The organism is Mesorhizobium sp. M0522, assembly GCF_040321085.1.
Classification (GTDB): Bacteria; Pseudomonadota; Alphaproteobacteria; order Rhizobiales; family Rhizobiaceae; genus Mesorhizobium.
Window position 1 is genome coordinate 65,887 of sequence record NZ_JAMYQW010000002.1, and the last position, 12,563, is coordinate 78,449.

The window sequence follows — 12,563 nt, forward strand, 5'->3', positions numbered from 1 at the left end:
GAACCGGTAACGGAATGGCGCGGCCCGCAGCCCAGTACTCAACGATCATGAACGTGCTGCTGGCCGGCATCCTGCTGATGCTCGCCGGCGACTTCCTGTTTGCGCTGAACGACGCGATGGGCAAGTGGCTGGTCGCCAGTTTTTCCGTCGGCCAGGTCGTGCTGATCCGCTCGATCGGCGCGTTTTTCATACTCGGGCCGATGATTGCACATCAGGGCCCGGCCAAGCTGTTTCGCATGGAGCGGCCGGAGCTGCAGCTGCTGCGCGTGGTGATGACGACGCTCGACACGGCGCTGTTCTACGCGGCGGTCGTCTATCTGCCGCTCGCCGATGTGATGAGCTTTTACATGGCCGGGCCGATCTACGTGGCGGCGCTGTCGCATTTCCTGCTCGGCGAAAGGGTCGGCTGGCGCCGCTGGGCGGCGATCCTGGTCGGCTTCTGCGGCGTGCTGATCATGCTGAAGCCATCCTCGGCCGCGTTCTCGCTGTCCTCGATGTTCGCGCTCGCCGGCAGCATTTCATTTGCCTTCGCCATCATCCTCAACCGGCGGCTGCGCGGCACCAGCGACACTTCGCTGGTCACCTGGCAGAGCATCGGCACGCTGCTGGTCGGCGCTGCGTTGACCATAGGCAGTTGGAAGACGCCGTCATCGCTCGATTTCGGCGCCATGCTGCTTCTTGGCGTCGTCTCCTGCGGCGCGCACCTGATGATCACCCGGGCGTTGAAGCTTGCCCCTGCCTCGACCTTGGCGCCGCTGCATTACAGCCTGCTTTTGTGGGCAGTGGTCTTCGGCCTGGCCTTCTTCGGCGATGTGCCTGGGCCGCGTATCCTGGTCGGCTCGGCCATCGTCGTGCTGGCCGGCCTGTTCATCTTCCACCGCCAGAAGGTGGTCGACACGGTACCGCCCGAAAACGTGCCAAAGGGCGTGAACTAACCCCGGCGCATCGCCGCAAGATGCCGCGAAAATTCCGGCGTCTCCATCAGCGCCTTGCAGCGCGCAAACCGGCCGTCGGCATAGGCGCGAAAGTCGTCGGCCGGATTTTTGTTGGCAAGCTGGATCAGTCCCCACAGCGTCCACAGCAGGTCGCACATCGCCTTATAAATGACGATGCGGGCGCGCTCCGCCGGTCTCGGCTCGCCGCCGAAATAGGCCAGCGTCATCTCCTCGTCCTGCGCGGCGTCGAATTGCCCTTCGACGCTGAGGTCGCCGATATCCCAGAGCGGATCGTTCATGCCGGAATATTCCCAGTCGACGATCCACATCCTGTCCCCAGTATCGAGAAAGTTTTCGCATAGCGGGTCGCAGTGGCAGGCGACGATCGGCAGAGGTTGAGCCGCAAGTGCTGAGCGCACTGCCTCCGCCTCGCGGACCACATCGTGGTAGCCGGCAGGCAGGGCGACGTCCTTGGTCGACAGCACTTTCAGATAATCGTCGATCATCGCAAACAGCTCGAAGCGGAAGGGGAACACCGCGCCGGATGTGTGCAGTTTGCGAAAGGCCTTGCCGGCGCGTGCCGGACTGCCCGGCCGAGTCTTGAACTTTTCCGGTGACATCGTCTCGGCACCGGCAACGAAGCGGGTCACCAACACGCCGGTCTCGGCATCGACATGCAGCACATCGGGACTGACGCCGGCCTTCGCCGCTTCCCGCGCCGCCACTGCCTCGTTGGCGCGGTTGATGTATTCCTCGGTACCCTTGCCGGGGATACGCAGGCAGAAATCTCCCGCTCTGAAGACGAGATTGGTGAGGCCGCCAAGCCGTTCCAGCGGCCCCTCGTAGCCGGCCAGCACCGGAATAGCCGCAAGTGCGGCGCGCGCCCGGTCGTCCGCCATGGATTTCGCTCCTTTCCCCGTGTTATTGGGACGACGACGGTTCCACAGTTTTCGCCGTTTGGCTATGATCGCGTTGCGGATCGATACCAGGCGACGGAAAGCGATGACGGACAGCAATCAGCAGAGCGCACTCGCCGCAGCCTATGCGGCGAAGCGGCCGGAAGACGTCGCGGCGCTCTACGACAGTTGGGCAGGCACCTATGACGCCGACATGTCGGCGGCTGGCTATCGCCATCCCACCATCTGCCTTGCCTTGCTGGCCCGCCATCTGCCGCGCGGCGCCGCACCTCTCCTCGATGCCGGGGCAGGCACCGGGCTTATCGGCGAATGGCTTGCCATCACCGGTTATCCGCAGGTCGAGGCGCTCGACATCTCGGAAGGCATGCTGGCCCAGGCGGCGCGCAAGGGCGTCTATTCGGCGCTTCACTGCCTGGCGCTTGGCGGACCGCTGCCGTTCGTGGACGATGCCTATGCCGGGATCATCTCCGCCGGCGTCTTCACTTCGGGCCATGTCGGAGCCGAGGGGCTGGACGAGCTGATCCGCATCTGCCGGCCGGGTGGGGTGATCGTGCTGACGGTGAAGAACACGCTGTGGGATGCCGGGTTTGCCGCGCGGATCGCCGAGCTCGAGGCGCAAGCCACCGTCACGCGCGCCGAAGAGACGCTGCCCTATGTTTCGATGCCAGGCGAGGCCGATACCGTGCCGAGCCGGGGGCTGGTGCTCATCGTGAACTGAGGCTGAAACCGGAAGGCTCTACGCCTTCACCTTTGCTCCTGCCGGATCGTAAAGCGGCTCGAGGTGTATCTTAGCCGGCGTCCGTTCCATTGCCACCACCAGCTCGTAGTTGCCGGAAGTGAGGAAATCATCGTTGACGCCATCGGCATTGCGCACATAGCCGTAGCCGATGTTCTTGCCGATGGTGTAGCCATAGCCGCCGCTGGTGAGATAACCGACCGCCTCGCCGTTGCGCAGGATGGTCTCGCGCCCGAGCAGGACGATGTCCGGATCGTCGACCGTGAAGCCGGCAAAACGTTTCCTGGGCGGCGAACCGTCGACCTTCTCCAAGGCCCGCCGGCCGAGGAAATCGGTGTTTTTTCTGAGCTTCACCGCCCAGCCGAGGCCGGCCTCCTGCGGCGTGTCGTTGGGCGTGATGTCGGAGCCCCAGGCGCGGTAGCCTTTTTCCAGCCGCAGTGATTCCAGCGCCCGGTAGCCGACCGGGCGGATGTCGTAGGTCTCGCCCGCCGCCATCAGCGCATCGAAAACCTCGCCCGTCGCCGCGATCGGCGCATGCAATTCCCAGCCGAGCTCACCGACATAGGTGACGCGCAGTGCCCGCACGATGTGGCCGGCAATGGCGATCTCGCGAACATGGCCGAACGGGAAAGCTGTATTCGACACATCCGCGTCGGTCACATCGGACAGCACGTCGCGGGCGCGCGGCCCCATCAGCGACAGCGTGCCAAAATCCTCCGTGACGTCGGTCAGCGTCACGTCGAACTCCCTGCCGATATGATCGGCAATCCAGGAGAAATCATGCGTGCGGAACCCGGTGCCGGTGACGATGTAGAATTTCTCCTCACCGAGCCGCGCCACGGTCAAATCGGCCGCGATGCCGCCGCGCGTGTTGAGGAGCTGCGTGTAGGTCAGCCGGCCGACCGGTTTGGCGACGTCATTGGCGCAGATCCAGTCCAGCGCCTTCAGCGCGTCCGCGCCCGTCATTTCGTATTTGGCGAAGGATGACTGGTCGAAGATGCCGATCTTTTCGCGCACGTGGCGGTGTTCGTCGCCGACCGGCGAAAACCAGTTCTGCCGGCCCATCGAATAGACGTCTTTAGGCTCGAACCCTTCCGGCGCGAACCAGTTCGGCCGCTCCCAGCCGAGCTTCGAGCCGAACACGGCGCGATGTTCTTTCAGCCGTTCATAGAGTGGAGAAACGATGCGCGGCCGGCCGCTGACATATTCCTCATGCGGAAAGCCGATCGTGTAGTGCTTGCCATAGGCTTCAAGCGTGCGGTCGCGGACCCATTGCCGGTCGCGGTGCAGATTGGAGAAGCGGCGGATGTCGACCACCCACAAATCGAGCGGCGCCTCGCCGTCGACCACCCATTGCGCCAGCACCCAGCCGGCGCCGCCGCCGGATGCAATGCCGAAGGCGTTGAAACCGGCGCCGACGAACATATTCGGGCATTCCGGCGCCACGCCGAGGATGAAATTGCCGTCCGGCGTGAAGCTCTCCGGTCCATTGATCATCTGCTTGACGCCGACATTGGCGAGCGCCGGGACACGCTCGATCGCCTGGCCCATATGCTGCTCGAAATGATCGTAATCATCGTCGAACAGCCGGAACTCCCAATCGTCCGGCACATCACCACCGGGCAGATCGGTCGTCCAGGCCTGCGGGTTCGGCTCATAGCCTCCCATCACCAACCCGCCGACCTCCTCCTTGAAATAGGTGCGGCGGTCGGGGTCGCGGATCGTCGGCGCGTCACCCGCCAAGCCGTCGATCCTTTCGGTGATGATGTATTGGTGCTTCACGGGCTGCAGCGGCACGTTGATGCCGGCCAGCGCACCCACCTGCCGCGCCCATTGCCCGGCGCAGTTCACCACCTTGTCGCAGGCGATATCGCCCTTGTTCGTCCTTACCTTGACGATCCGGCCGTTCGTCATTTCGAAGCCGGTGACCCGCACCTCCTCGAACAATTTTGCGCCATGCATGCGCGCGCCCTTGGCCAGCGACTGGGTGATATCGGAAGGGCTTGCCTGACCGTCGCTCGGCAGCCAGGAAGCGCCGACGAGGTCGCCGGTTTCCAGCAGCGGCCACATTTCCTTGACCTCGGCCGGCGACAGCAAATGCATATCCATGCCGAAGCTCTTTGCCGTCGTCGCCAGCCTCTTATACTCGGTCCAGCGGTCGGCCTTGGTGGCGAGGCGCAGGCAGCCTGTCATCTTCCAGCCGGTGGCCAGGCCGGTTTCGGCTTCCAGCCCCTTGTAGAGATCGACCGAATATTTGAGCACGCGCGTGATCGACGCCGACGAGCGTAGCTGGCCGACCAGCCCGGCAGCATGCCAGGTCGAACCCGAGGTCAGTTTGCCCTGTTCGAGCAGCACGATTTCGGCCTTGTGGTCGCGCGCCAGATGATAGGCCGTCGAACAGCCGATGATGCCACCGCCGATGACGACGATGCCGGCCTGGGCGGGCAAGGTCATGTCCGCGTCCCGTATTTTGTCCTGTAGTTTTCCAGGGCGGCTTCGAGCCGCGCCAGGTTTTCGTCGGCGTAGGCGGCGTAGTCGACACCGGGCGCGTCGAGGTAAAGCTCGGAAACCATGCCCCACATCGCCTCACGCAGCAGCGACGCGCATTGCATGGCGGCATGCGAGCGCCGTATCGCCGGGTCCGGCTCCTTCATGAAATAGGCGGTCAGGAAGGCGAAGGACTCCTCGTCGCTCATGCCTGCATTCGACGCCGCGCCGGCAAGGTCGAACATCGCGGTGTTGAAGCCTGCATATTCGAAATCGATGAGCCACAGCCTGTGACCGTCGTCGATTATGTTAGCCGGCAAGAGGTCATTATGGCCGAAGACGATCGGCAGCAGCTTTTGCGCGCGCTCGAGCTCGTTCGCCAGCGTCAGCAGGCGCGGCAGTTCGCCCAGCTTGCGGCTGCGGCCTTCCTCCAGCGTGCGCGCATAGTCGCGAATGACATGGAATACCCAGAACATGAAGCCGGCGCCGGAGACATGACCGGGCATCTCCCGGTGGAAACCGCGCAGCAACGCGGCAACGCGGCCGAGATCGGCGCGCACGTCCTGCGCGACATAGGCCTTGGCGCCGAGATACTCCGTCACCATGACGCCGGGTCCAGTGTAGTGGACGGCCGGAGCGAAGCCTGCCGCGTGCGCTGCCCGCGCCGTCATCATCTCGCGCTCGCGAAAGACATGGTGGAACGGATAGTCCTGGCCGAGCCGCACGACGTGCCGCCCGGCCGCGTCCTTGACCAAATAATTCGCATTGCTCAGCCCGCCCGGCAGCGGCGCGATGTCGATGCTGCCGGTCCAGCAAGGCAGCGCACGGATGCGGTCTTCGACAGTCACGATCTCGTCCAACATTGGGTCAATTTTCCACGCATGTCACGGCTGGCCAGCGATGACAATCGGACGGAGGAATGGAGGCAACGCGAAGATCTCGTCGGTGCAGATCTCGGGATCGGTATCCCGCACCGCACCGACGAGCCCCTTTGTGCCGGGTTCTTCGACGCCGGCATCCGCCCCCGCGGATCCTGAATTTCGGTACCCTTGCACCCGACGATCTCCCGGGCGTTCGGGCAAGCGATTTTTCGTGCGGCTCAGCCGTCGTCCTCCGTTCCGAGCCTGTCACAGCGATAATGTCGCGCCACGCTGGAGGTGTTGTCAACGCGAAATTGTGGTATTTTCTGGTTTTTTGCCCGAATTTTGCTAAATTCCTTGGAGTTAGTGGCATTTATGCCGTAGAAACGGTCAGCGGTGCAACAATCCGACCGGATGGAACCGATGGTCCACTCGAAGCGGCATGGCGAAATCCTGCGCCTCCTCAAGGAGGAAGGCACCGTGACCATTGCGAGCCTGGCCGACCGGCTGGGCGTCTCGCTGGAGACAGTACGCCGCGACGTCAAGCCACTGACCAGCGACGGTTCCATCCTCAAGATGCACGGCGCCGTCGGCCTGCCGTCGATTGCCGGCGAAGCGCCGTTCGAGCGGCGCATGCGCGAGAACGCCGATGCCAAGGGGGCAATAGCGCGCATGGTCGCCGCCACCATCCGCGACGGCGAATCGATCATGCTCGACACCGGCACCACCACCTCTTTCCTGGCCCGGGAACTGCTCGGCCACCGGCGGCTGACGGTCGTCACCAACTCCTCCGACATCGCCCGCACATTGGCCACCGTCAACGGCAATAAGGTCTACATGGCCGGCGGCGAGCTGCGCAGCGATTCCGGTGCTGCCTTCGGCGTCTCGGCCATCGAATTCGTCAGCCGCTTTTCCGTCAGCCATGCAGTGATATCGACCGGTGCGGTCGATGCCGTCACCGGCGTCATGGACTATGATCTGGAAGAGGCCGAATTCGCCCGCATGGTGCTGTCGCGCGGCCAGCGTTCGCTTGTCGTCACCGACCATAGCAAATTCGGCCGCCAGGGCCTTGTTCAGGTCTGCGGCTTCGGCGGCTTTTCCGAACTCGCGACCGACCGTCCGCCGCCGCACGACATCGCCGCCGCCCTTGCCCAGGCCGGCGCACGGCTCAGCATTGCCGATGGCGGAAGCGAGGGCTGAGCTCTATCGGGAGCTCTATCGGGAGATCTGCGCCAGCACCCACTTCCCAGCGCCGCCTCTGCCGTGTTTAGTCCGGCCATGGCTTTCACCATCCGCCAATTGCAGTTCTTCATCGCCGTCGCCGAGCAGGGCACAGTGTCGGGCGCCGCCCAGAACCTGTCGATCTCGCAATCCTCGGTCACCGAGGCGATCAAGGAGCTGGAGCACGATCTCGGCGTCGAGCTGTTCGAGCGCCACCCGCGCGGCTTGAACATCACCCACAAAGGCCACCAGTTCCTGCGCCATGCGAGAAAGATCCTGGCCGACGTTTCCGATGCGCGCCGCGCCTTCTTCGGCGAACAGGCCGCGGCAAGCGGGCGGCTGCAACTTGGCGTCACCTCGCTGGTCGCCGGCTATGTGCTTTCCGATCTTCTTGCCCGCTACCGCCGCGCCTATCCGGGTGTCGAGGTCTCGGCGATCGAGGACAATGGCGACTATCTCGAGCACCTGTTAATTGGCGGCAAGCTCGACATTGCCGTCATGGTCACCTCGAACCTGCGCGACCGCACGGCACTGCAGTCCGAAATCCTCGAAGTCTCGGCCTACCGGCTGTGGCTGCCGCTCGGCCATCCCTTGGCCGGTGCCGACATTATCGGCATCGGCGACATCGCCTCGGAACCGCTGATCATGCTGACCGTCGACGAGATCGAGGAGAATACCGGAAAGCTGCTGACGGCAATCGGCGCCAAGCCGCATGTCGCCTTCCGCACCCGCTCGGTCGAAGCGGTGCGCAGCCTCGTCGCTACCGGCGCCGGCGTGGCGCTGCTGCCCGACCTCGTCTACCGGCCATGGTCGCTGGAAGGCGACCGCATCGAATCGCGCGATATTTCGGGGTCGTTACCAGTCGTCCAGGTCGGCATGGTCTGGCGGCGCGGCTCCGGCCTGCCGCAGGCGGCTCGCGACTTCATCGGACTTGCCCAGTCGCAGCGCATGGTGCGCCAACGGCCCGAGAAGATCGGCCGCTGATGTATCGGAAAAATCGATATCGGGTTTCTGATAAATGAATTTGCGAAACCGGAAATTTCGCAGCACTTTTCGGTCAGGGAACAAAGCTGCTGTTAGAGCGACGTGCATCCAATTGGACGCACATAGTAGGCTCTAAGACTTTCAATTTTCGCATCGGGCTTTCCGAAAATCGATTCCGATTTTCGGGCCGATGCGAGGAGCACGGCCCTTCAGAGCCGCGCATCCAACGTTTTTGAACGGGCGCATGATCTTCTTCCGGTTTCGAGGTCATGCAAAAAATGGGAGATCGACGATGAATTCATTGCTGAAATCATGCACTGCCTTGACGGTCGCGCTGAGCTTCTCCGGCCAGGCCATCGCCCAGGTCAAGGAGCTCGGCAAAGGCGAAGGCGAGGTCAATATCGTCGCCTGGCCGGGCTATATCGAGCGCGGCGAAACCGACAAGGGCTATGATTGGGTCACGTCCTTCGAGAAGGAAACCGGCTGCAAGGTCAACGTCAAGACCGCTAACACCTCCGACGAGATGGTCTCGCTGATGAACGAGGGCGGTTTCGACCTGGTCACCGCCTCGGGCGATGCCTCGCTGCGTCTGGTCGCCGGCAAGCGCGTCCAGCCGATCAACACCGACCTCATCCCGAGCTGGAAGACGGTCGACGACCGGCTGAAGGATGCGCCCTGGTTCACCGTCGGCGGAGTCCATTACGGCGTCCCCTATCAGTGGGGGCCGAACGTGCTGATGTACAACACCGAAGTGTTCAAGGAGGCGCCGAAGAGCTGGAACGTGGTCTTCGAGGAATTGAAGCTTCCCGACGGCAAGTCGAACAAGGGCCGCGTCCAGGCCTATGACGGGCCGATCCACATCGCCGACGCCGCCAATTACCTGATGGCTCACAAGCCGGAGCTCGGCATCAAGGATCCGTACGAACTGACCGAGGATCAGTACAAGGCGGCGCTCGACCTGTTGCGGGTCCAGCGTACGCTGGTCGGACGCTATTGGCACGACGCCGCCATCCAGGTCGACGATTTCCAGAACGAAGGCGTCGTCGCCTCCGGTTCTTGGCCCTACCAGGTCAACACGCTGATCGCGGCCAAGAAGCCGGTCGCCTCGACTATCCCCGAGGAGGGCGTCACCGGCTGGGCCGATACCACGATGATGGAGGCCGATGCTGCCCACCCGAACTGCGCCTACATGTGGATGGAGCATTCGCTGTCGCCAAAAGTGCAGGGCGACGTCTCCGCCTGGTTCGGCTCGCTGCCGGTGGTGCCCGCCGCCTGCAAGGGCAACGAACTGCTCGGCGAAGAAGGGTGCAAGACCAACGGGTACGACAATTTCGACAAGATCAAGTTCTGGAAGACGCCGGTCTCGAAATGCGCCACCCAGAACGACCAGTGCGTGCCCTATTACCGCTGGGTGTCGGACTATATCGGCGTCATCGGCGGGCGGTGAGTTCGCCTCACCTACGAAGCTCGGCGCTGCCCCTCACCCTTACCCTCTCCTCGTGAAGAACGGGGGGTCGCCAGCGTTGGAGCGCCTCCCTTCTCCCCGTCCACTATACGAGGAGAAGGTGCCGGCAGGCGGATGAGAGGCAGCGCTACCGCCTGAAATTTGATGAGCCTGACAGATCAGGACAGCCCCATGACCTCCGCCGTTTCCTTCCAAAACGTCTCTCGCCATTTCGGCAGCGTGCGTGCCGTCGACGCGGTCGATCTCGACATCGTGCCGGGCGAGTTCTTCGCCATGCTCGGGCCTTCCGGCTCGGGCAAGACGACGTGCCTGCGCCTCATCGCCGGTTTCGAGCAGCCGACGGCGGGCTCGATCTCGATCTTCGGCGAACGCGCCGAGGGCGTGCCGCCCTATCGCCGCAACGTCAACACCGTGTTCCAGGATTATGCGCTGTTCCCGCATCTCAACGTGCTCGACAACGTCGCCTATGGGCTGATGGTCAAGGGCGTCGGCAGACCGGAGCGGCAAAAGGCGGCGGAAGAAGCGCTGGCGCTGGTGCGGCTTCCCGGCTACGGCGCCCGTCGCCCTGGCCAGCTTTCCGGCGGCCAGCGCCAGCGCGTCGCGCTCGCCCGTGCGCTGGTCAACCAGCCCAAGGTGCTGTTGCTCGACGAGCCGCTCGGCGCCCTCGACCTCAAGCTTCGCGAAAACATGCAGGAGGAGTTGAAATCGCTGCAGAAGGCGCTCGGCATCACCTTCGTGTTCGTCACCCACGACCAGGGCGAAGCGCTGTCGATGGCCGACCGCGTGGCCGTCTTCAATGACGGCAAGATCATGCAGATCGGCACGCCGGAAGACATCTACCAGCGCCCCAAGACCCGCTTCGTCGCCGATTTCGTCGGCTCGTCCAACGTGCTGCCGCCGGATTTCGTCCAGCGCTATGCCGGCCAGCGTCGCTGGGGCAGCCTGCGGCCCGAATCCATCCGTATTGGCCGGGCCAACGGCGAAGGGGTTGCCGCCCGCCTGGTCTCGACCAACTATCTCGGCGCCACGACAAGACTTGCTCTCGATGCAGAGGGCTTGCGGCTGCATGCCATTGTGCCGGCGGGTGCTGCCTTGCCCCGGGAAGGCGAGGCGGTGGTGCTCACCTTCAACCGCGAGCATTTGCATCTGATGGACGAGCTAGGATGAGCCTGGACGCTGCCATGCCGCGGGCCACGGCCCCCGCCATCCTGCCGGGTAGTGGCGGCGTACGCGGCGGGCTCTCCGATCTCTTCTGGCGCCGGCCGCAATTCTTGCTGCTCCTGATGCTGCTACCCCCGGTTCTTTGGCTCGGCATCGTCTATATCGGCTCGCTGTTTGCGCTGCTTTTGCAGAGCTTCTTTTCGATCGATGAGTTCTCCGGCCTCATCAACCGCGAGTTCACGCTGAAGACTTATGGCGACCTGCTGCAGGCCGCCAATCTCGACATCATCCTGCGCACGGTGACGATGGCGGCGCTGGTGACGCTGGCTGCGGCGGTCATCGCCTTTCCCATCGCCTATTACGCGGCGCGCTATGCGCGCGGCCGTTGGAAGGCGCTGTTTTATCTCGGCGTCATGCTGCCGCTGTGGTCGAGCTACCTGGTCAAGATCTATGCCTGGAAGCTGATCCTGGCCAAGGAAGGCATCCTGACATGGCTGCTGGCCAAATTGCATCTTCTCTGGCTGCTTGATGCCTGGCTATCGCTGCCGATCGTCGGCGGCAACTCATTGTCGGTCTCCTCAACCGGCACCTTCATCGTCTTCGTCTATGTCTGGCTGCCATTCATGATCCTGCCGGTGCAGGCCGCACTCGAGCGCGTGCCGGGCAATTTGGTCGAGGCTTCGTCCGATCTCGGCGCCTCGCCCGGCCAGACCTTCGGCAACGTGCTGTTCCCACTGGCGCTGCCCGGCATCGTTGCCGGCTCGATCTTCACCTTCTCGCTGACGCTCGGCGACTACATCATTCCTCAGATCATCGGCACCTCGCGGCTGTTCATCGGCCAGGCCGTCTATTCGCAGCAAGGCACCGCCGGCAACATCCCGCTCGCCGCCGCCTTTACCGTGGTGCCCATCGTTATCATGGGCTTCTATCTCTGGGGCGCCAAGCGCATGGGGGCTTTCGATGCGCTCTGACCGTGGCCCATCCGCGCCGATCGGCCTGAAGCTCGCTGCCACCGGCGGCCTGCTCTTTCTGCACCTGCCGATCCTGCTGATCTTCGTCTATGCCTTCACCACCGAGGAGAAGAGCTTCGTCTGGCCGCCGCCGGGCTTGACCACGCAATGGTTCGCCGTCACCTGGAACCGCCCCGACGTCTGGCAGGCGCTGTCATTGTCTGTGCGGGTCGCGGCGATCTCGACTGCCATCGCTCTGATCCTCGGCACGCTGTGCGCAGCCGCCGTGTCCCGCACAAAATTCTTCGGCCGCGAAACCATCTCGCTGCTGGTCATCCTGCCGATCGCGCTGCCCGGCATCATCACCGGCATCGCGCTGCGCTCGGCCTTCGCGCTGGCCGAAATCCCGTTCTCGTTCTGGACGATCGTGCTCGGCCACGCCACTTTCTGCGTGGTCGTCGTCTACAACAATGCGGTCGCCCGTTTCCGCCGCACGTCCGGCTCGATGATCGAGGCGTCGATGGATCTCGGCGCCGATGGTTTCCAGACCTTTCGGCATGTCGTGCTGCCCAACATCGCAACCGCGCTGCTGGCCGGCGGCATGCTTGCCTTTGCGCTGTCCTTCGACGAGGTCATCGTCACCACCTTCACCGCCGGCCAGCAGCAGACGGTGCCGATCTGGATGCTCGAAGAATTGATCCGTCCGCGCCAGCGTCCGGTCACCAATGTCGTGGCGATGGTGGTAGTGCTGGTGACGCTGCTCCCCATCCTCGCTGCCTATTACCTGACCCGCGACGGCGACCAGATCGCCGGTTCGGGCAAATGATCTCGTTCATAAGGGAGAGAC

Annotated in this window: 11 protein-coding genes; 8 read left to right on the top strand and 3 right to left on the bottom strand. The window is 63.7% G+C overall.

Features of this window, described 5'->3' with window-relative positions:
* Nucleotides 1-14: 14 nt before the first annotated feature.
* The gene (locus tag NKI58_RS03095) at nucleotides 15-935 is read left to right on the top strand and encodes a DMT family transporter (RefSeq protein ID WP_352782155.1); all 921 of its coding nucleotides are present in this window, start codon (nucleotides 15-17) and stop codon (nucleotides 933-935) included.
* Here NKI58_RS03095 and NKI58_RS03100 read toward each other — a convergent pair.
* Entirely contained in the window at nucleotides 932-1,834 is a 903-nt protein-coding gene (locus NKI58_RS03100) for a phosphotransferase (protein WP_352568326.1), read from the bottom strand. The genes NKI58_RS03095 and NKI58_RS03100 overlap by 4 nt on opposite strands.
* A gap of 103 nt (nucleotides 1,835-1,937) precedes the next feature.
* Between NKI58_RS03100 and NKI58_RS03105 the strand changes: the two genes are divergently transcribed.
* Nucleotides 1,938-2,570, top strand: a complete 633-nt coding sequence (locus tag NKI58_RS03105; RefSeq protein WP_352568327.1) for a class I SAM-dependent DNA methyltransferase — start codon at nucleotides 1,938-1,940, stop codon at nucleotides 2,568-2,570.
* An 18-nt stretch (nucleotides 2,571-2,588) separates the two neighbouring features.
* Here the strand turns inward: NKI58_RS03105 and NKI58_RS03110 are convergent, their stop codons facing one another.
* Together NKI58_RS03110 and NKI58_RS03115 are read right to left on the bottom strand one after the other, a co-directional pair.
* Nucleotides 2,589-5,042 carry a GcvT family protein gene (locus NKI58_RS03110; protein ID WP_352703265.1) on the bottom strand — a complete coding sequence of 818 codons (2,454 nt, stop codon included), beginning with the start codon at nucleotides 5,040-5,042 and terminating at the stop codon, nucleotides 2,589-2,591.
* Nucleotides 5,039-5,923, bottom strand: a complete 885-nt coding sequence (locus NKI58_RS03115) for a phosphotransferase (protein ID WP_352591294.1) — start codon at nucleotides 5,921-5,923, stop codon at nucleotides 5,039-5,041. Before NKI58_RS03115 ends, NKI58_RS03110 begins: the two co-directional genes overlap by 4 nt.
* 435 nt (nucleotides 5,924-6,358) lie before the next feature.
* Here NKI58_RS03115 and NKI58_RS03120 point away from each other — a divergent pair, with 435 nt between their 5' ends.
* The 6 genes from NKI58_RS03120 (at nucleotide 6,359) to NKI58_RS03145 (ending at nucleotide 12,542) form a co-directional block, all read left to right on the top strand.
* On the top strand, nucleotides 6,359-7,135 hold the full coding sequence (locus NKI58_RS03120) for a DeoR/GlpR family DNA-binding transcription regulator (protein ID WP_352782157.1): 777 nt from the start codon (nucleotides 6,359-6,361) through the stop codon (nucleotides 7,133-7,135).
* 78 nt (nucleotides 7,136-7,213) lie between these two features.
* Complete coding sequence (locus NKI58_RS03125) at nucleotides 7,214-8,140, top strand: LysR family transcriptional regulator (protein WP_023676350.1); 927 nt, start codon at nucleotides 7,214-7,216, stop codon at nucleotides 8,138-8,140.
* A 292-nt stretch (nucleotides 8,141-8,432) separates the two neighbouring features.
* Nucleotides 8,433-9,587 (top strand): ABC transporter substrate-binding protein, encoded by a 1,155-nt coding sequence (locus tag NKI58_RS03130; protein ID WP_352703263.1) that lies wholly within the window; start codon nucleotides 8,433-8,435, stop codon nucleotides 9,585-9,587.
* 189 nt (nucleotides 9,588-9,776) lie between these two features.
* Complete coding sequence (locus tag NKI58_RS03135; RefSeq protein ID WP_352703261.1) at nucleotides 9,777-10,772, top strand: ABC transporter ATP-binding protein; 996 nt, start codon at nucleotides 9,777-9,779, stop codon at nucleotides 10,770-10,772.
* A 14-nt stretch (nucleotides 10,773-10,786) separates the two neighbouring features.
* On the top strand, nucleotides 10,787-11,737 hold the full coding sequence (locus NKI58_RS03140; protein WP_352454675.1) for an ABC transporter permease: 951 nt from the start codon (nucleotides 10,787-10,789) through the stop codon (nucleotides 11,735-11,737).
* Nucleotides 11,727-12,542: an ABC transporter permease gene (locus tag NKI58_RS03145; RefSeq protein ID WP_023676345.1), complete on the top strand. Its 816-nt coding sequence runs from the start codon at nucleotides 11,727-11,729 to the stop codon at nucleotides 12,540-12,542. Before NKI58_RS03140 ends, NKI58_RS03145 begins: the two co-directional genes overlap by 11 nt.
* The last annotated feature ends 21 nt before the right edge of the window (nucleotides 12,543-12,563 follow it).